At 46.1% G+C, this 18,504-nt stretch carries 17 protein-coding genes; 1 reads left to right on the forward strand and 16 read right to left on the reverse strand.

Annotation, left to right across the window (positions count from 1 at the left end):
* The 7 genes from ACXAEY_RS15815 to ACXAEY_RS15845 all read right to left on the reverse strand — a co-directional run bounded on the left by ACXAEY_RS15815 (position 1) and on the right by ACXAEY_RS15845 (position 9,604).
* Positions 1 to 699, reverse strand: coding sequence for an ABC transporter ATP-binding protein (locus ACXAEY_RS15815; protein ID WP_474813237.1), 699 nt, complete (start codon positions 697 to 699; stop codon positions 1 to 3).
* Positions 696 to 1,076 carry a GntR family transcriptional regulator gene (locus ACXAEY_RS15820; RefSeq protein WP_474813239.1) on the reverse strand — a complete coding sequence of 127 codons (381 nt, stop codon included), beginning with the start codon at positions 1,074 to 1,076 and terminating at the stop codon, positions 696 to 698. Before ACXAEY_RS15820 ends, ACXAEY_RS15815 begins: the two co-directional genes overlap by 4 nt.
* Before the next feature lie 3 nt (positions 1,077 to 1,079).
* Positions 1,080 to 1,850: a hypothetical protein gene (locus ACXAEY_RS15825; RefSeq protein WP_474813240.1), complete on the reverse strand. Its 771-nt coding sequence runs from the start codon at positions 1,848 to 1,850 to the stop codon at positions 1,080 to 1,082.
* Positions 1,851 to 2,107: 257 nt separating this feature from the next.
* On the reverse strand, positions 2,108 to 3,247 hold the full coding sequence (locus ACXAEY_RS15830) for a glycerate kinase (protein WP_474813242.1): 1,140 nt from the start codon (positions 3,245 to 3,247) through the stop codon (positions 2,108 to 2,110).
* Positions 3,248 to 3,258: 11 nt separating this feature from the next.
* A complete protein-coding gene (locus tag ACXAEY_RS15835; RefSeq protein ID WP_474813244.1) occupies positions 3,259 to 4,923 on the reverse strand; it encodes an alpha-amylase family glycosyl hydrolase in 1,665 nt (554 codons plus the stop codon).
* Positions 4,920 to 7,571, reverse strand: coding sequence for a glycoside hydrolase family 38 N-terminal domain-containing protein (locus ACXAEY_RS15840; protein ID WP_474813246.1), 2,652 nt, complete (start codon positions 7,569 to 7,571; stop codon positions 4,920 to 4,922). The genes ACXAEY_RS15835 and ACXAEY_RS15840 overlap by 4 nt, the downstream gene beginning before the upstream one ends.
* A gap of 68 nt (positions 7,572 to 7,639) precedes the next feature.
* Positions 7,640 to 9,604 carry a fructose-specific PTS transporter subunit EIIC gene (locus tag ACXAEY_RS15845; RefSeq protein ID WP_474813248.1) on the reverse strand — a complete coding sequence of 655 codons (1,965 nt, stop codon included), beginning with the start codon at positions 9,602 to 9,604 and terminating at the stop codon, positions 7,640 to 7,642.
* Positions 9,605 to 9,770: 166 nt separating this feature from the next.
* Between ACXAEY_RS15845 and ACXAEY_RS15850 the strand changes: the two genes are divergently transcribed.
* On the forward strand, positions 9,771 to 10,520 hold the full coding sequence (locus ACXAEY_RS15850) for a MurR/RpiR family transcriptional regulator (protein ID WP_474813250.1): 750 nt from the start codon (positions 9,771 to 9,773) through the stop codon (positions 10,518 to 10,520).
* Positions 10,521 to 10,597: 77 nt separating this feature from the next.
* Here ACXAEY_RS15850 and ACXAEY_RS15855 read toward each other — a convergent pair whose 3' ends face one another.
* The 9 genes from ACXAEY_RS15855 to ACXAEY_RS15895 form a co-directional block, all read right to left on the reverse strand.
* Complete coding sequence (locus ACXAEY_RS15855) at positions 10,598 to 11,086, reverse strand: hypothetical protein (protein WP_474813252.1); 489 nt, start codon at positions 11,084 to 11,086, stop codon at positions 10,598 to 10,600.
* Between the two features lie 267 nt (positions 11,087 to 11,353).
* Complete coding sequence (locus ACXAEY_RS15860; protein WP_474813253.1) at positions 11,354 to 12,124, reverse strand: TerC family protein; 771 nt, start codon at positions 12,122 to 12,124, stop codon at positions 11,354 to 11,356.
* Between the two features lie 171 nt (positions 12,125 to 12,295).
* A complete protein-coding gene (locus tag ACXAEY_RS15865; protein WP_474813255.1) occupies positions 12,296 to 13,216 on the reverse strand; it encodes a DUF6843 domain-containing protein in 921 nt (306 codons plus the stop codon).
* 234 nt (positions 13,217 to 13,450) lie between these two features.
* The gene (locus ACXAEY_RS15870; protein WP_474813257.1) at positions 13,451 to 13,927 is read right to left on the reverse strand and encodes a GyrI-like domain-containing protein; all 477 of its coding nucleotides are present in this window, start codon (positions 13,925 to 13,927) and stop codon (positions 13,451 to 13,453) included.
* A 27-nt stretch (positions 13,928 to 13,954) separates the two neighbouring features.
* Complete coding sequence (locus ACXAEY_RS15875) at positions 13,955 to 14,662, reverse strand: DNA alkylation repair protein (RefSeq protein WP_474813259.1); 708 nt, start codon at positions 14,660 to 14,662, stop codon at positions 13,955 to 13,957.
* 25 nt (positions 14,663 to 14,687) lie between these two features.
* Complete coding sequence (locus ACXAEY_RS15880) at positions 14,688 to 15,059, reverse strand: nuclear transport factor 2 family protein (protein ID WP_474813261.1); 372 nt, start codon at positions 15,057 to 15,059, stop codon at positions 14,688 to 14,690.
* A 22-nt stretch (positions 15,060 to 15,081) separates the two neighbouring features.
* Positions 15,082 to 15,612 (reverse strand): DinB family protein, encoded by a 531-nt coding sequence (locus ACXAEY_RS15885; RefSeq protein ID WP_474813263.1) that lies wholly within the window; start codon positions 15,610 to 15,612, stop codon positions 15,082 to 15,084.
* A 72-nt stretch (positions 15,613 to 15,684) separates the two neighbouring features.
* Positions 15,685 to 17,142 (reverse strand): CoA-acylating methylmalonate-semialdehyde dehydrogenase, encoded by a 1,458-nt coding sequence (locus ACXAEY_RS15890; RefSeq protein ID WP_474813265.1) that lies wholly within the window; start codon positions 17,140 to 17,142, stop codon positions 15,685 to 15,687.
* A gap of 19 nt (positions 17,143 to 17,161) precedes the next feature.
* Positions 17,162 to 18,349, reverse strand: a complete 1,188-nt coding sequence (locus ACXAEY_RS15895; protein WP_474813267.1) for an iron-containing alcohol dehydrogenase — start codon at positions 18,347 to 18,349, stop codon at positions 17,162 to 17,164.
* Between the last annotated feature and the right edge of the window lie 155 nt (positions 18,350 to 18,504).

Genomic DNA, 18,504 nt, shown 5'->3' on the forward strand with positions numbered 1-18,504 from the left:
TCACACTTCCTCCTGATACTGTTTCTTAAGCCAATCGACGATTCTCATGCGATCGCGCTCGCGAATGGTTTCAACGTCTTCAAGCGCGAGGACTTTCCCATTTCGAATCGCGATGACCATCTCGAGCAACGGCTCAATCTCCGCCACTTCATGCGTCGTGATGATGACGGTTTGTTTTTCTAAATCAATAAAAGAAAGCAACCCTTTTACAATTGAATCTCTTACCATCGGGTCAAGTCCGGATAGCGGCTCATCCATCAGAATGATCGGAACATCTCGTGCAAGCGTGAGGGCGATCTTTACTCTTCCGCGGTTCCCTTTCGAGAGATGCTTTACCTTCTGTTCGCGATCAACTTCCATAAAATCAAGGATCTCGTACGCCTTTTCTGTATCAAAATCAGCGAACTGACTTGCAAAAAAGGAGATCGTTTCTTTCACAGAATAAAAGGAGTAATATTCATCTAACTCTGAGAGGTAAGCAACTTTATCCGCTGTACGCCTCGTGACAGGCACTTCGTCGATCGTTACGTTTCCTTCAGTAGGTCCAACAAGACCTGCGATCATCTTCATAAAAGTCGATTTCCCACTGCCGTTCGATCCAACGAGACCAATGAGCTTTCCTTCTGGTATCGTTACATTCACATCTGACAGGGCACGTTTTGTTAAATACCGTTTCGATACATTCTCAAAAGTAATCATGCGTTATTCTCCTTTTCATTCGTGACGTACGTTCTGATGCCATCTATCATATCTTCTGATGAAAATCCCATCTGCTTCATTTCTTCAATAAAATTCTGGATGTGGTTGAGCTTCAGCTCTTCTCGAAGTTCGCTAAGTCTTCCTTTTTCCTCGGTCACAAACGTTCCCTGCCCTCGTTTTGTCTCCACGATCTCCATCCTCTCCAGTTCATTGTAAGTGCGTGACACTGTATTTGGATTCACACCCGATTGAATCGCCATTTCCCTTACAGAAGGAAGCTTTTCACCGGCTTTTCGTTCGCCTTTAATGATTTCCCAGCTGATCCGATCCACGAGCTGCAAGTAAATCGGCTTTGAGGGATTAAACTCTTCTCCCATTCCTTACACCTCCACTTTTCGATCAAGTAACCAACTTGTTACGAAGAAAATAACGACTAAGAGGATTGTATCGAAAATCACGTTTCCAATTGGAAATGGAACCGTAGACGTGGATATTTCAAACGCTTCCTGCGTCACCTCCATACTCAATGGAGACGGAAATTGAACGTAACCCCAGTCCATCAATACTTCTCCAGCACGCGTTCCGCTAAACCATCCTCCAAACCAGCTGATCAAACCGATGAGCACAAGAACAACAAGCAGCGCCCAGCGCCCGATATACGTTTTCAACACTTGATACGCCGTCCAATAAAAAGTAACCCAAATCCCCATCGTGAGGGCACCTGCCAAAATGACGGCTAAAACGTAAGCTCCTAGCAGCCAAACGTTGTCGACCGGAAGCACAATGTCAGCTGTCTCAAGGTTAAACGCTATTAGAGCGAGAACACTGACAACAACGAGTGAAATCAACAGTGCGAGTAATCCATTCAGCACTTTTGCGCCAATAAGACGCGATCCAGACTGTGGATTATGAAGCCAGAGATGCAGCTTCCGTCCTTCACTGTTCAAACTAATCAATAAGTAAATGGGCAGGAAGAACATGTGCATAAAAGCGAGTACGCCTCCAACTATTGCGGTCAGATAGGGCACTTCCCATCTTTCTGATGCCACAAAGATCCCAATCATCATCACTATGTCAAACGCAATCACGGCAAATAAAAACGTTCTCGTCACACGAAATTCCTTTCGAAACAGCCCGCTCCAATTCATCATTTCACAACTCCCCTTAATGTGTTGGTGTATTAGTTACATAGTACACTGGTATTCTAGAAGAGTCAATCGGTGATTTGTAAAAAATTGTTTTGGAGTTGTCTTAGTAGTTGTAGAAGCGCTGTTTTACTGAGGTTTCTTCTGTAAAAACAAAAAAATCAGGCAGCCTTTTTTGGCTGCCTGATTCTTGAAAGGTGAACAAGCGGGTCACTCACTAGATACCCCAGTGCCTGCTCTTCCCTCAATTTATCTTCTTATAATCACTTTCTATTAACCTTTAACACTCGCGCAACATTCTCCGCAGTCCTCTCCACATTCAGAGCTCCATTCCGAAGCGCCTCATCAAGCGTCACCACACCATTCACCACGCTAAACGCGGCATCGATTCCGTGATCAAAGACCGCTTCATAACCCTCTCCAATACTTCCTGCAATCGCAATAACTGGTAGGTTATGAAGCGCCTTCGCTCGTTTTGCAACACCGACCGGCGCTTTTCCGTGAATCGTCTGTGAATCGATGCGTCCCTCTCCTGTTATTAAAAGGTCAGCACCAGTGATGCGGTTTTCAAATCCAATGACATCGAGCACTAGGTCAATTCCGCTACGTAATTCTCCGTCAAGAAAAGCGAGGATGCCAGCACCAAGTCCTCCGGCCGCTCCAGCACCTTCCTTGTCACTAACGGATTTCCCTAAGTCTCTCTGAATCACTTTTGCATAATGGGCGAGACACGCATCTAGTTCGCTAACCATCTCTTGTGTAGCTCCTTTTTGCGGCCCGAATACAGCAGAAGCACCGCTCTCCCCAGTCAATGGGTTCGTCACATCACACGCAGCTTCGATTGAAACTTCTTTCAAGCGGCTATCGAGTTTAGTCGCATCGATGGAATGAAGTTTCGCTAATGCTTTGCCCCCAAAAGGCATTTCTTCACCTATTGAATCTAGCAACCTAACACCGAGAGCCTGTGCCATGCCTGCGCCACCATCGTTCGTTGCGGAACCTCCGAGACCGAGCACAATCCGTTCGACACCGTGATTCAGTGCGCCTAGAATCAGTTCACCGGTTCCAAACGTCGTCGTCACGAGTGGGTTCCGCTCACCTCTTGGAACGAGATGAAGCCCAGAAGCAGCTGCCATCTCGATGATCGCTGTCTTCCCGTCACCCGTTATTCCGTAGAAGGCTTCTACCTTTTTTCCAAGTGGACCTGTGACTTCTTGCGTAACGATCTTACCCTCTGTCGCGTCGACGACCGATTGAACCGTTCCTTCACCGCCGTCCCCGACAGGAAGATGCGTAAAGGAGGCTTCAGAATACACCTTCAGAAACCCCTTTTGTACAGCGTCGCACACTTCTTTCGCTGTTAAACTCTCTTTAAATGAATCTGGTGCGATGACGATGTTCATTTCATCACCCTTTACGATTTAATCCACATGTATTGATAAGGAGATAGTGTGATAGACTTCTCAACGTTTTTCTGACTAATCACGTCATGCCCGCCATACGGAAGTTCGACCGAAACCTCCTCATTCGCTGCGTTCACAACGAACAGAACCTCATCACCTTCAATTCTACGAATCAATGAAAATACCTTTTCGTCCACGTCGATGATTTCTTGTTCTGCAAAAGGAGAAAATGCTGATTCATTCTGGCGAAGACGAATCAAGTTTTTCATACCATTGAAAACATCATGACGCCTCTTTGACGACTCTAACTCTTCAACAAGTGCATCATACTGAAACTTTTCACGATTGATCCGTCGGTTGATCCCAGAAGACTCCAGTCCCTCATCATCATTCTCAGAACCTAGCAGAGAATGATAGTAAACCGCTGGGACACCCATCACTGAAAAGAGAATCGAGTGCGCAGCAAGCATTTTTTGAATCTGCGTATCTTCATCAGTTTCGTCAGGATTGATGAGCGCATCCATGTAATTGATGTTCAGTTCATATGGTGACTCTGTGCCGTCAGGGTTACTTTTATACGAAACCCGTCCACCGTTCGCTAGCACTTTATCCGCAAGCGCAACCCGCTCTTCTTCTTCTAAGATCCCCTCCGTCGGACGCATGCCGATGCCGTCGTGACTCGCAAGAAAATTGAAGTACGTTGCTTGATCAGACACTTTCTCGATCGTTTTCGCCCAGTCCGTGAGCGTACGCGTGTTATGTGTTGTGAACGTGTGGAGCACGAGTGGCGGCAGCGAGAACTGATACACCATATGCGCTTCGTTTTCTCCGTTACCGAAATAGCTGATGTTCTCTTTGTGCGGAACGTTCGTCTCCGTGATGAGAATCGTGTTGAGCTCAAGCTCTTCTAACAGTTCACGCCACAGCTGAATGATCGCATGCGTCTGCGGCAGGTGAATCGACGTTGTGCCGGATTCCTTCCACATAAATCCGATCGCATCTAAGCGGATGCTCGTCCCGCCGCGATACGCATACTCTAGCAGTATCGTCGTCATCTCAAGTAACGCTGGGAAATGCCTGAAGTTGATGTCGACCTGATCTTCACTGAACGTTGTCCATGCTGTTTTACCATTTTCGTACTGATGGAAAAGTGGCGACGTACGCGGACGAACAACGTTCGACGCATCGAAACCTTCTTCTTCACGGATAAAATAGTTCGCATACGTCGGATCATCGTTCAAGTACCCCTGAAACCACTTGCTTGATTTCGACATGTGGTTCGTCACGAAATCAAACATAAGACGGTAGTTCTCTGAAAGACGCTCGACATCAGACCAGTCGCCTAGATCCGGATGAATCTCACGGTAATCCACAACCGAAAACCCATCGTCAGACGTATACGGAAACATCGGCAGCAGATGAACGTCCGTGATCTCATTTTTTGCATATTCGTTTATAAACGTATTGAGCGTCTGAAGCGTAGGCTCATCACCCTGACGAATCGCGTCTCCATACGTAATGAGGTACACGTTCTTCTCTGTTAATGGAGAAATGTCCTTCCAATCCTTCTTCTTCCATTCCTCGACCATGTTCACGATTTCTTCTTTGTATGACGGAGCATACTCCGCACCATAAATGGTTTGGAGTAAACTCTCGACCTTCTCTTTAAACTTCATCGCACATCCACCTTTACGTTAAGCGTCACATACCCTTTCGGCGCTACTGTTACGTCACCTTTGATCACGTTTCCATCCTTTTCATCGAGCTTCGTTTGCATGATCGACTCGATCGAATCACTCGTTAGCGCAACACGTTGTTCTTCGTTAGTCGGGTTAAACAGGCGAAGAATAAGATTTTGATCATCGTACGCTTGTTTTATCGAGCTAAAGAAAACATTCTCGTTCGAAGCGTTGAGCAAGCTGAATTCTGTTGGCAGCGCATCGACCGGATACGGAATTTCAAAGCGATCCAATCGCTCTTCAAATGTGTTCAGGTTTTGCTTCTGATAGCTCACACCGTGGTCGTTGTACTGATCAACGAGACGGAATAGTGAAGATTCATCGAATCCTTCTGCAAAATGAAGCGCGTATTCGAACGTCATCTCGCCCTGCATCTCGGCGTCAGGTGTATACACGACTTTGTTGTTGATCCCTGATGCGCGACCAGGACGCCATGCGAGGTCGTCTCTTCCAAGCAGGCCAACGCTTCTGAATAGGGTTAGCGCGAGTTCTCCCGTTTCTTTTAAAAGCTGATACTCTTTGATCCCTTTTGTCACGACGGCAGACGTAATTTCTCCATTCGTTGCACCAGCAAGGTTTTCGAGCGGATAGATCGGGACAGGTGCTTCCGCAAACTTCTGCTCTCTCCAGTTCGCCATGTATGGGTTAACCGTCGGGCGCTGAATCAAGCTGAACCCTTGATCACCGAAGGAGTTCTCCGGTTTTTCAAGCGACGTTTTTAGCAGCACGCTTACTCTGTGGTCTTTCACGTCGTTGTCGATGTGATGGTTCACTCGAATGAACGCTTCGTTTTGGTGAAGCTCAAACGTTGAGCGAATCACGAGCTCTTTTGTCGTGATGCCAGCTTTTCGCTCTTCAAGATCAGCTGGTACCATTAGCGAATGCTGAACATCCATCACTTCTACGCGAGCGTGCTTCGTAACAGAAACTCGATCCACTTCAGAAGTGAAGATCGGCTCGTCGCCATCTAACGGGGAGAAGTCATATGAATCACCTGCGTCCGCAACGTCTTCAAAGCGCAGGAAGTTCGGAATCGTCACATCGTTCGCTTTGATGTGAAGCAGAAGCGAACCGTTTTCCTCGCTGATCGAAAACGCCTCGTTCTCAATTTCTTTCCCAGTTTCTACGCTCGCGGTAACTCCTTCACCTTCAACCACTTCATACGTCTGATACCCCATCGCGGGCAGCTCAAGTTCATGAAGGAGCACTTCACTTCTGTAGTAGCCAGGTGCTTCCACCTGCTTTTCACCCTCAGCCGTCACGACGATCGTCTTTCCACCGCTAATATACTCTTGATTCAGCGTATCGAACGGAACGTTTTCCCCATTCATCGTCTTCACTGAAAGCTCCTTCTCTCTTGTGAAAAGAACCGCCTTCTGTGAGCCTTCAAACGGACTCGGCAGCAGGTGGAACAAAACGAGTACGGAGTCTTTCCCGAGCTTACGGCTCACCGCTTCAGTCATCTGCTTTTTCAGTAGGTTCAAGCAACCGTCGGCCATGCGGATGACTTTTGTTAGTCGGTTTACGATCTCCTGATTCGTATCATCAGAGTTACAGCCTCCGATGCTGTCGTGCGCGTGAACGTCGAACAGCATCTTCCACATCTCATCGAGCCATGCTTTCGGATACTTGAAGCCGAGCGTACTCGCGATGCTTCCGAGCGGCTCGAGTTCGTTGATGATCTTCTTCTCAGCGATGTCGTTCAGCTTCTTGATGTCATAGCGCTGTGAGCGGATCGTGTTATGAATCCGTGACTTCTGAGTTGCGATGAGTTCGCCCTGTATTTCGTTTGTAAAATCTCCAACCTTAAACGTTTCTTCCATGAACGTTTCAAAGTCTGACAGCACGTATTCATGCTTGTCGTCTTTCTCGTTCAGTGCCTTCACGGTCTCAGGGAAATGCTCACGAACGAGCACCTGATCACCGCCTGAAGGAAGCAAGAGGTTATCCGTGCTTTTATTCAGCGCTGAAATTTTATCTAAGATCGGTAGCAAACGCTCTTCCATATAGTCATCGTCTGAAGAAAGAAACTTCCCAGGTCCATAGCCGAAGTACATGTTGTTCGTTTTGATGCTCGCACCGTCCGGAGACGTCCAGTGAAAGTTCAGGTCCCCGTTCAGCTGATCTGTGTAGATGCCACGCTGTAGGATGCTGTAGTCGATCCCGAACTCTCTAAATAGGGATGGCAAATACGTGTTTTGCCCGAAAATGTCTGGGAGGTAGCCGATGTTCATGCTGTGACCCATTTTTTCTGCGATTCGCGTTCCGTAAAGCAGATTGCGAATGAGCGACTCTTTGTTTACGAGGAGCGAATCTGCCTGTGTGTACCATGGTCCTACGTAGATGCGCTTTTCTTTGATCAACGTGCTAAGGCGCTCTTTTTCCTCTGGTCGAATGCGTAAATATTCATCGATGATGGAAGACTGGGCGTCGAACACGTAGCCCGTGTAATCCGGGTCGTTTTCCATCACGTCCATCAAGCGATCCATATTTTCAACGAGTAAAAGGTTCGAATCTTCTATTGTGAAATACCACTCACGGTCCCAGTGGGAGTGCGGTACGACGTATACTTTTTTCTGTTTCAATCTGTTTCCCTCCAGTACCTTTTAAAAGAAAAAGGGCACTCTTTTTCAAGATGCGCCCTCTATGTGATTTAGTTTGCTTGAAGCTCTCGTTTTTTGATCATTGCAAAACGGATGAAGATGTTCGCGAATGCGATGAACGATGCACCAACGATCAGGCCTAATAAATATGCCCATAGATTATCGACGAGCGGCCAGCCCCAGAATGCTGGGAGCGGGAGCCACTGAACGGCACCTAGTAGAACCGCCGTACTCGCACCTACGATCGCACCGATGATGTTGATCGGGATCGTGATGAGCGGGTTACGAAGCATGAATGGAATCGCCCCTTCACTGATCGCGATAAATCCAAGAAGTAATGCCGTGTTTCCTGCAACACGAAGGTCTGCTTCAAATACGCGGCGACCGACAACGTATTTATCGATAACCGTTGCAAGTCCAAGTCCGATTGGCGGGATAACGATCGCGAGAACACGTGCTGTTAACGGATATACTTGATCTGCCGCGAGTCCGATCGCAATCGCACCGGCTGCTTTGTTGATCGGTCCGCCAAGGTCAAATGCTGTTGCAGAAGCGATGATCGACGCTAGCACAACGTCCCCTGTTCCTTGAGCGGATTCGATCCAGTTACGAAGAACAACGTTCAGTCCTCCAAATACGGGATCGATTACATAAAAGTTTAAAAAGAAGATCGATAGAACACTGATTGCAGGGATGAGGAACATCGGTTTCATCGCCTGGAAGTTCTTACTGAGCTGAATCTTTTGATTTAAGAAACGGGAGATGTATCCTGCTGCTAGACCGAGGATAAGAGCTCCTAAGAATCCTGATGGAATGCCTTCGATTCCCCAGAACGTATGGTGAAGGCCGCCTGCGAATGCGCCTCCGATAAAGCCTGCCACTAACCCAACGCGGTCAGCGAGTGAGTACGCGACGAATGCTGCAAAGATCGGGTACATGAACTTAAAGATCAAGACGCCAAACTTATCGAGGTGGTGCAGGATCACGAATAGTTCATTTGAGTGTGTTGCATATTTCGCTTCATGAATTTCATTCACAAGACCAAATGGCATCGCGCCAAGCTTTGCGATCCCCATCATAAGACCAGCTGCTACGATGACCGGAATCATGTAAGAGATCCCTGTCATAACCGCTTGTACCGCGTCTTTTAGGAATCCGCCACCGTTTGATCCAGTGGACTTAGATTCTTCCTCTTCCCCGTTCGTTTCGACAACACCGTCCGGTTTCGATAGTGCTCTTTGAAGCATGTCCTTACTATGCTTCAACGGTTCAGCAACGCGCGTTTGAACGTAGTTCTTTCCTTTAAATCGCTCTTTCTGCTTTGGTGCAATATCTGTTGCGAAGATGACCGCGTCAGCTTTTTCGATCACGGGTGCTGTAAGCTCATCTTCAATTCCGTTTGCACCTTGCTTTTCAACGAGTACATTGATACCGAGTTCTCGCCCCGCTTTTTCAAGTGCTTCTGCTGCCATGTACGTATGGGCGATGCCTGTCGCACATGCTGTGATAGCAACGACCGTTTTCGTGTATTCTTTTTCTTCACTAACTTCTTCTTTCTCTTCAATATCTAGTCGAGATAGAAATTCCTCTGCGCTATTTGTCGCCATCAACCCTTCCATATAGCCATCGCGCATTAAGTTCGTACTCAATGTGGACAATACTTCTAGGTGTGTGGAACCCGCTTCACTTTCTGGAATCGCTATCAAAAATACGAGTTGTACCTTGTTCGTAGGATCGATGCTCTCCCAATCTTCAAGCGGCGTCTTCAGTCGCGCTACGGCGAATGTTGCTTTTTTCACCGCGGATGATTTTCCATGTGGGATCGCAAGCCCTCTCTCCATTCCGGTCGGTGATAGCTCTTCACGCTTTAAAACCGCTTCCAAAAATGGCTGTTCCGATTCAACATAGCCTTCCTTTACTAAATTTGAAATAAGCTGTTTGATCACTTGTTCTTTACTCTCTGCTTCAACGTCGAACAAGATTAAATTTTGATTCGTCATCTGTCTTAGTTGCATCTCGTCACTCCTATCTATTCCGATATGAAAACACTTACAAGTTCTTATATTATTGTTTTATCATGAAAACAACGGGTGTTTCTGTACATTGTCTGTACAATTGTACAGACTGACGCGTCAGCATGCTATACTGAAACGAGCATATATCGAAAAAAGGAGCAATCACATGGGCAAGATCATTGATCATTTTGGTAATAGCCTTGCGAACTTAACGCCGACAGAAAAGCAGGTGCTCTATTACATCGATCAGCATTTAACAGAGGCGAAGAATCTCTCACTAACGGAAATCGCTAAAGTGAACAACGTGAGCACTACGACCGTCGTCAGGATGTCACATAAGCTAGGATTAGAAGGATTTTCTGAACTGAAATATAAATTGAAAAGCGCGGATGAAGAGAGCGGAGAGCTTGAAGAAAACCCGATCGAAAGCTACAAAAAGGGCTTCGTTCAAGCGTTTGAAACGATTCAGCTTCATGAGCTCGACCGTCTGAGCGAGCGAATCCATCAAGCGAATCGCGTCATCGTCGTCGGGGTAGGTTTGTCAAAAATGATGGCCGAATACTTCAGTAAGCTGCTCATGCAGACGAACAAGCAGACGCACTATACATACGAATCGCACATGATCGACCTTCTTCCGAACATGGTGAAGGCAGACGACCTCGTATTTTTCATCTCGACAAGCGGCGAAACAAAAACGCTCATCCACGCAGCTGAAAAGCTTTCGTACTTGGTCGCAGACACTGCCGCCATCACGAACTCATCGGACTCTACGCTCGGCAGCATGGTCAACACGAACCTCAGCATGACCGTTGGGAAAGTGAAGTTCGCTGGGTATGATATCACGGCAAGGTCGACGCTCATGCTGCTGATCGATTTATTGTTTGAGAGTTATTTGAAGAAGAGTGTGGAGGGTTAGGAATAAAAAAAGCTCCGCAGTCACGAGCTGACTGCGGAGCTTTCGCAACTCCATTTGATATTCTTCATTATTCTCCGTCAAACTTCGTTTGTAACATACGTACTGGTAATATTTTTTATTTCATTTTTCCTTATTGCGAATATAAAGAAAGGTGTAATTACAGGAAATATTATGGAGAGGATAAGCATGATTAACGATTGGTTTGAAAATTTTTCGTAGATCCAATAAAGTGAAATATAATAAACCACCAGATAAGCAATGATTACAAAGATGCCTAAAATCGGTATCCACCCTAGAAGAGCAGCGCTTAAGAGCATAACAATCAAAATCGTTCCACCATTATTTTTAAGCTTTTCTGATACTACTTCTCCCATCGTGTAGTGATTCAATATTGGAACAAAAGCAAACCATCCATTCTTTATTCCCAATCTCTCAGCCATTCTCATAAGACCAATCCCACAAAATATCTGCCAAACGATTGCACAGAACACAAATAACCCAATCCCGATAACTAGTGCCATTACAAAATAACCTTCCGCTTCTGATGGTGCATAGTAGTTGTTCAATTAGCTCCCCCCTTTTTTAAAAAACAATACTCTATATATAAGCTTCAACACCGTGACTTAGACTATTATTACTCCTTCACATAACCCTTTACTTGTTATTTGTCTTATCTTTAAATTAGTTTTGTATTGTTGTTTTGATGCTACCCCTTATATGCCATGTTCCTCTCTAAATAAACAGACAATTCCAATACCATTTCTCCATAAAAAAAGAGCCAAGGTTTCTCCTCTTCACGAGAAAACCTTAGCTCAATCAAACGCACTATACAGTTATGTGGACTCTTCCTGAGCTGACTCTTTTGTAGGTGAAAACCACCCGATCAGTGCGATCGCGACTAATACTCCATAGAAAATCAGCGTCCAAAGTAGACTATGTGGGAAGTGATGATCGATGACCCCAATATCTTTGTGTGCAAGAGTAATGATCGCAAGTTTGACACCCACCCATGCAACGATCGCATAGGCTGTTGTTTCAAGTGCAGGACGTTTTGTAAGAAGCTTTACGAACCACGTTGCAGCAAACTTAATGAGGATTAGTCCTGCGATACCGCCGATCAAGACAACGGTAAACTGTCCACCGTCCATTCCACCAAAGTCGCCTAGAGGAGAATCTGGTAGACCGAGTGCGATCGCAACCGCAGCTAGGATCGAATCGATTGCGAAAGCGAGGTCAGCGAGTGCAATCTTCCCAACTGTCGGCCAAAAGCCTTTTCCAGCTGCTTTCTCTTCTTCTTCCTTAGAAGGCGGTTCATGCTTAATACGTGCCTTGATAATATGTTTTAACCCTAAGTAAAGAAGATAAGCGGCACCGATTGCTTGTATCTGCCATACGTTTGCGATAAATGAGATCGCAAAGAGTGCACCAAATCGAAATACAAACGCCATGATGATTCCATAATTGATCGCCTTTTTCTTCTCATCTTCTGGTAAGTGCTTGGCGATTACAGCTAGTACGAGCGCATTGTCTGCAGATAGCAGCCCTTCTAATCCGATCAGGATTAATAATGCCCACCCATACTCTAGCCAAATTGTTGATTCCATTTCGTTCTCTCCTTCCACAATCAAAGGTGTGCTGAGTTTAGATTCTCCTATTAAACCATAGACAATTCCATTTAGTCTTCTTTAATGGCTTTAGGGAACGCAAGCATCCTTTTATGTATTGCTTCAACCTTCTTTAAGTTTAAGGTTAAAATTGGAATATGTATCGGTGTCTTACTCCTCTTCCGTAAACAACTCACTCATAATCTTTTCTTCCTGCCGTTCATAAACTTCACTACCATATCTCATGAAATCAAATCCACAGTAAGTTTGCGTCACTTGTAAAATTTCATATTCTGCATTCTCTTCATATGGACCAACATCCCCCGCTATTCCACGATAAATGCATTCTTCATCAATAGCTGTTCGCTCACCTTTTTCATCGGAATAATAGTAAGTATCGGTTACTTCCCCTTCCGTTCTAACAGATGATGTTCTTGCCTCTGCATATTGAACAACATCTCCTACATACGTGTAGACCTGTTCTGCTATATGTAACGAAACTACGTCTCGATCGTTCTCTTTTTTAAGCTCTTCTTCACCAGGCATATTGTATAAAACCACGATCGTCCCTTCGTATCCTTCAGGAATCACGTACGTTCTGTTTGTTTTTTCTGTTGTGTGTAGTTGAGAAACTGGCGTTTTTTCTGCTATTTCGAGTTGCGGAAGCTCCCATATACCAAATAGCAATGCGAGTAATACAAGAGCATTACCTATTGCTATCTTCATTCGAAAAGTTCGAAGCTTCCGATGTTGCCACTCTTCCGCTATGAAGAAAAACACGGCTGCTATAACTGCAAATAAATACAACCCTTGGATTGCCACAAATGTAACAACTGCCATGGACAAATGAATAAATGCCGCTATGATGAAGCGAAACGACGGGACTTTGTTTGAAACCCAATCAGATAAAAAGGAGACAGGGATACCATAGACGAAGTTGCCTATCGCCGTTAGTACCATAACCATCATCACAAATCCAAAATCACCAATACTGGGCATGCGCCCCTCATCAAAGGTTCCAAGGATCAACCATGCCGTTCCTATAAGTAAAGTAGAAAATAACGCTGATAATACCTTAGTCTTTACCCTCATCTTCCTCCCCCATAACCTAGAACTATCATGTGAATTACTTCACATTGATTGTATCATAAATAGAAAAGGTTTCCATTAAAAAATTGGAGCCAAAGAAAGAGGAAAAAAGTCGTTCAGAATAAGTGAAAACTGGAGCGCTTGGATGTAAGCACTCCAGTTTTAGCTTTGAATTTTAGTAAAATCCTTCATGAAATTTTCAGGTCGCCTATCGCATCTGATCCCTTTTGTCGAATTTTAGCGCACCGGATCACAGAGCTCTACGACATCCTCATCTTCCGTCCATTTTGAATACAGTTCCAGCGTCCATTTTTCCGGAACCCTTTTATAACCATTCTCATCGATCCATTCATGTAAATGAGAATAAACTTTAAAAATGTCAGATGCATGCCCTTTAAACGTTAGAACAGCACGTTTTTCTTTCGGAACAGTAAGCGAAACCATGTCTTCCGGAATGTCTTCATGCTCCTCTACTTCAAAACAAACCCAATAACCATCATCTTCTGTAGATTCCGCCGCCTTAAAGGCACCGATGAGCTTCACCGGTTCAACGAGATGCTTGATCTCATTTTTTCGACGAACGAGTAATTGTGAGGCTTCAGGAATGTCTTTCGCATATCCAGCCATATCTTTGCACACAACCCGAAAACCGACCAGCTTCTTTTCACCGATTTCTTCTACACCCTTGATCTTCACCGCATCGAGCTTTTCCATGTGTATCCCACCTCGTAGCGTATTGTATTAACACCTCACGTACTTTCGCTTAAACCCAATCTTCCCACGGTCGACTTGTTTTTGAATCGTTTCAGAAGCATTCAAGATGCTGCTCTTCTTCTTGTCACGCTTCATCTCCACCGGTCCAACTGCTTGCGCAACCTCGACCGCCTTGTCGTGGAGTGGCACGTAGGAGATGCCTACAGTCGAAATAAAATTGTTCATCGATGCCTTTGTCCGTTCTGGCGCGTCATGAATAGATTCTGCGGCTTGATCGAGCATCTTTGAAAGCTTTTCGGTATCGAACTCCTCATCCTTCCGATTTCCAAGCAGCCAGCAGTAGCAGCTCCAGCCGGCAGACATCTTCAGGTCTTCCCCACTCGCGATCCATTTGTCACTAACCTGTTGCGCGATTTCTGTTTCCGCTAAGGTGACGGCAACAACATAGTCTGAAATCATATAAAAATACGCATCGTCGATCCACCGCTCAAAATCTGCTTCCGTCATCGCTTCTGGTTCAGCGATAATTCCTGCAAAATACATCGCATCGTAGTTCCCAGTCGCATAAAGCTGCTCAGCAAGCTCTTGATCTTGCTTAATCTTCTTCGCGATCGGTTTCATTTGCCCAGTAGCCACACCGAAAACAGGCTCGTGTGCACCGCTTGAGATGTACATTTTCTTCGTACGTTCCTTACCAAGCGCTTCTAATTCATGCATGACCGTTTGTGCATCCATGCTTAACACTCCTTTTTTTGACGGTCTAGAAAGCACCATTTTCGTTTGGAGAATCCTCTGGCACTGCTTGACCGATATCCCATGCTTCTACGACAAGACCATCTTGAAAACGGAAGAGATGAACAACAGCGGCACCGAGGTCTTCAGGATGCTGTTTAATATGGGAATGAACGGCAACGACGTCTCCGTCCTCGATCACATGCTTCACGTCAAACACTTTTTCAGGCGCTGCTTCTTCATTCTCTTCCATCGCGGCCATCAATGATTCGCGATCACCTTTAAAATACGGATTATGGTGGATAAAGTCCTCTGCTATGTACTTGTCGAACGCGACTCTGACCTCGCCTGCCACAACGTGTTCTAGTAACGATACTGCTTTTTCTTTATTGGATTGCATTTTCTTCTCATCCTCTCGTTGTTCAATGATGGTCTTTCTTCAACACACCTAAATACGCTTCCCAAGGACCAACATCTTCACGATAGCGTTCTGCCATCACGCGCACGATTTGCGAGATATGCGTTAAATCGTGTACGACCCAAGTGGAAAGCAGTTCTCTTAGCTTTACTTCACCGAATGCAGGATGGTTTCCTGTAAGTTCAAACTGTGCGTCAGATTTAATCAGGCCGATCACGATCAGAACGTTTTGTGCTCTAAGTCGTCTAAACGCTGCGAGCTTTTGATCGATCGAGCTATCCGATGCCTTACTTAAGTGAGCATCACGATCGAAAGGAGGAAAATCTTTATTTTCACTTTCAACAATCGTCCGCAACCTCGGAATCCAGTTCGTTTTCTCACACTCGATCAAATGATCGATCACTTGTGACGTGCTCCACGTGCCTTCTCCTTCATTGCACGTTAACCATCCTTCTGATAATCCAGAAAGAAAGCTCTCCAACGTTTTTGGCGTTCGTTCAAGCATCCCGATCGCTTCTTTAAGATTAAAATCCATCTGCTGTCTCCCCCATCCCGATAAAAAGTGTAGAGAAGCGTTTGCTCCTCTACACCGTTCTTTTTTAAACCCTTACCATCTAGCTGTTAGCATTTTACGTCTTGTATAAAACTCTACCCCGTCAGACCCGTTCGCATGAAGATCTCCGTAGAAGGAATTCTTCCATCCAGAGAACGGGAAGAATGCCATCGGTGCAGGTACGCCGATGTTCACACCAAGCATGCCGACTTCGATTTTCTCACGGAACGTGCGAACATTGCTACCGTTCTGAGTAAACAGACATGCGCCGTTGCCGAAGTCTGATTCATTCGTTAGTGCGATCGCGTCTTCAAGACTCTTCACTCGCACGATTGAAAGCACCGGCGCGAAGATTTCGTCTTTCCAAATTTTCATAGAAGATGTCACGTTATCGAAAATAGTCGGTCCGATGAAGTAGCCGCCATCATGATATGCTTCATCTTTTCTACCGTCGCGCACGAGTGTTGCGCCTTCCTTCTCACCGTGCTCGATGTAGCTTTCCGTTCTCTGTTTATGTTCTTGTCGAATGACTGGACCGAGGAACACGTCGTCTTCAAGTCCATTCCCGATCTTGATCTCGTCCGCTTTTTCATTCAGCTTTTGAATGAGTGGATCTGCTACGTCATCCACTGCAACAACGACAGAGCATGCCATGCAGCGCTCACCTGCTGAGCCGTAAGACGCTGCGATGATTTCTTTTACCGCGCTATCAAGATCCGCATCAGGCATCACGATGGAATGGTTTTTCGCACCTGCGAGTGCCTGGACACGTTTACCGTGAGAAGATGCCGTCTTATACACATACTCCGCAACCGGCTGTGATCCTACAAAGGAAATAGCAGGCACGTCTTTATGCTCAAGAAGTCCGTTCACAACATCATGTGCACCGTGGACGATGTTCAAGACACCATCAGGTAACCCCGCATCTTTGAAAAGCTCCGCGAGTCGGTTCGCGAGCAGCGGCGTGCGTTCTGAAGGCTTTAAGACGAACGTATTCCCCATCGCTATCGCAAGTGGAAACATCCAGCATGGCACCATCATCGGGAAATTGAACGGCGTGATGCCACCGACTACTCCGACTGGGTAGCGATACATCCCCGATTCGAGGTTCGTCGCGATATCAGGAAGCTGTTTTCCCATCATCAAACTCGGCGCGCCAGCAGCGAACTCAACGCACTCGATGCCTCGCTGAACTTCTCCATACGCTTCTTTATAGCTTTTCCCGTTTTCTTCTGTGATCAGTTTCGCTAGCTCATCCCAGTGATCGACGAGAAGTTGCTGGTATTTAAAAAGAATACGCGCTCGTTTTGGAACAGGAACTTGACTCCACGACTTGTAGGCATCCTTCGCTACCTGAACGGCCCACTCTACGTCGGCTTTCGTTGAGATTGGAACTTGAGCGATCTCTTCACCCGTCGCAGGGTTTGGAACAGGCTGAAACTGATCCGTTTTTGCATCTACCCATTCACCGTCTATATAGTTCTTTAGTACGTTTGTCGCTGTCGTCGTCATGTTTCGATCTCCCTTCGTTTTAGCGCGTTATTTTTTCTAATCGATAGTCATAGCACATCGTATACAGATTCTCTAACTCTTCTTGAGAAGGCAGGCGCGGGTTGTTTTGAGGACTGCCGCTATCGAGCGCATCCATCGCCATCTTCGGAATCGCCTTTTTAAACGCCGCTTCATCGATTCCCCACTCTTTCAAGTTCGGAATCTCAAGCGTCGAACAGAGCTCTTTCACGGATTTCACGGCGACCTCGGCTGCTTCGCTGTCTGAACGTGCTTCATCAGGCTTAAAAATACGACCAAGATCAGCCAGTCGATCGGTACAAAGGTCTTTGCTAAATTCGAGCACGGCTGGCAGCAGCATGGCATTCGAATAGCCGTGCGGCACATGAAAAAGCGCTCCGATCGGACGAGACATCCCGTGTACGAGGCAGACGGACGCATTCGTAAATGCCATTCCAGCTTGGAGTGCCCCGAGACTCATCGCTTCACGAGCATCAAGATTGTTTCCATCACGGTAAGCGGTGACGATGTTTTCGACAAGCAGTTTCATAGCCGAAAGCGCGATCGTATCCGTCATTGGGTGCGCACGCTTTGAAAGATACGCTTCAATCGCATGACTGAGTGCATCGACGCCTGTTGCGGCAGTTACGTGTGCTGGGGACGATACCGTTAAGAGCGGATCCACGATTGCAACGTCCGGCATGAAAGCCGGCTGTTTCATCATCATCTTCACATCATCTGATGTGTTCGTGATAACCGTGACGTCCGTTGCTTCTGACCCCGTTCCCGCTGTCGTTGGGATCGCAATATGCGCTAGCGGCGCAATCTTGGCAGATGTGCGATTGGCTCTGTAGTCCCCTATGTATCCTCCGTTCGTCGCAAGAACCGCGATCGCTTTTGCCGTATCGATACAGCTCCCTCCACCGATTGAAAGAACGAGGTCACATGCGGTGTTTTTCAGTTTTTCAAGAGATTCACTCACATAGAGATCTGTCGGCTCAGATTCCACGCCCGTATACGTTTCGCTCTCAATCCCTTCCTTCTTAAGCAGTTCCTGACATTCATCCACATATCCGAGTTTCAGCATAACCTCGTCCGTTACAATGAGAGCTTTCCGTCCTTTTAAGGCAGCTTGTACGCCAACCTGTTGGAAAGACTTCCTCCCATAAAGGATCGTCTGAGGTGTACGAAAAACAGCAAAGTGTTCCACAACATCTCTCCTTTTTTCTACCAAAAGTAAGACCGTTCTGGATGCGCTAGAATCTCTGTAAAGTCTCGCCTTACTATCTTCTTGATAAAGAGAAGTCATTCCTACTTAATCAGAAAATTTAGACGAAAGAAGGAAAGATGTCAACCGTTTCTCTA

The organism is Anaerobacillus sp. ABA4_114 (assembly GCF_056159065.1).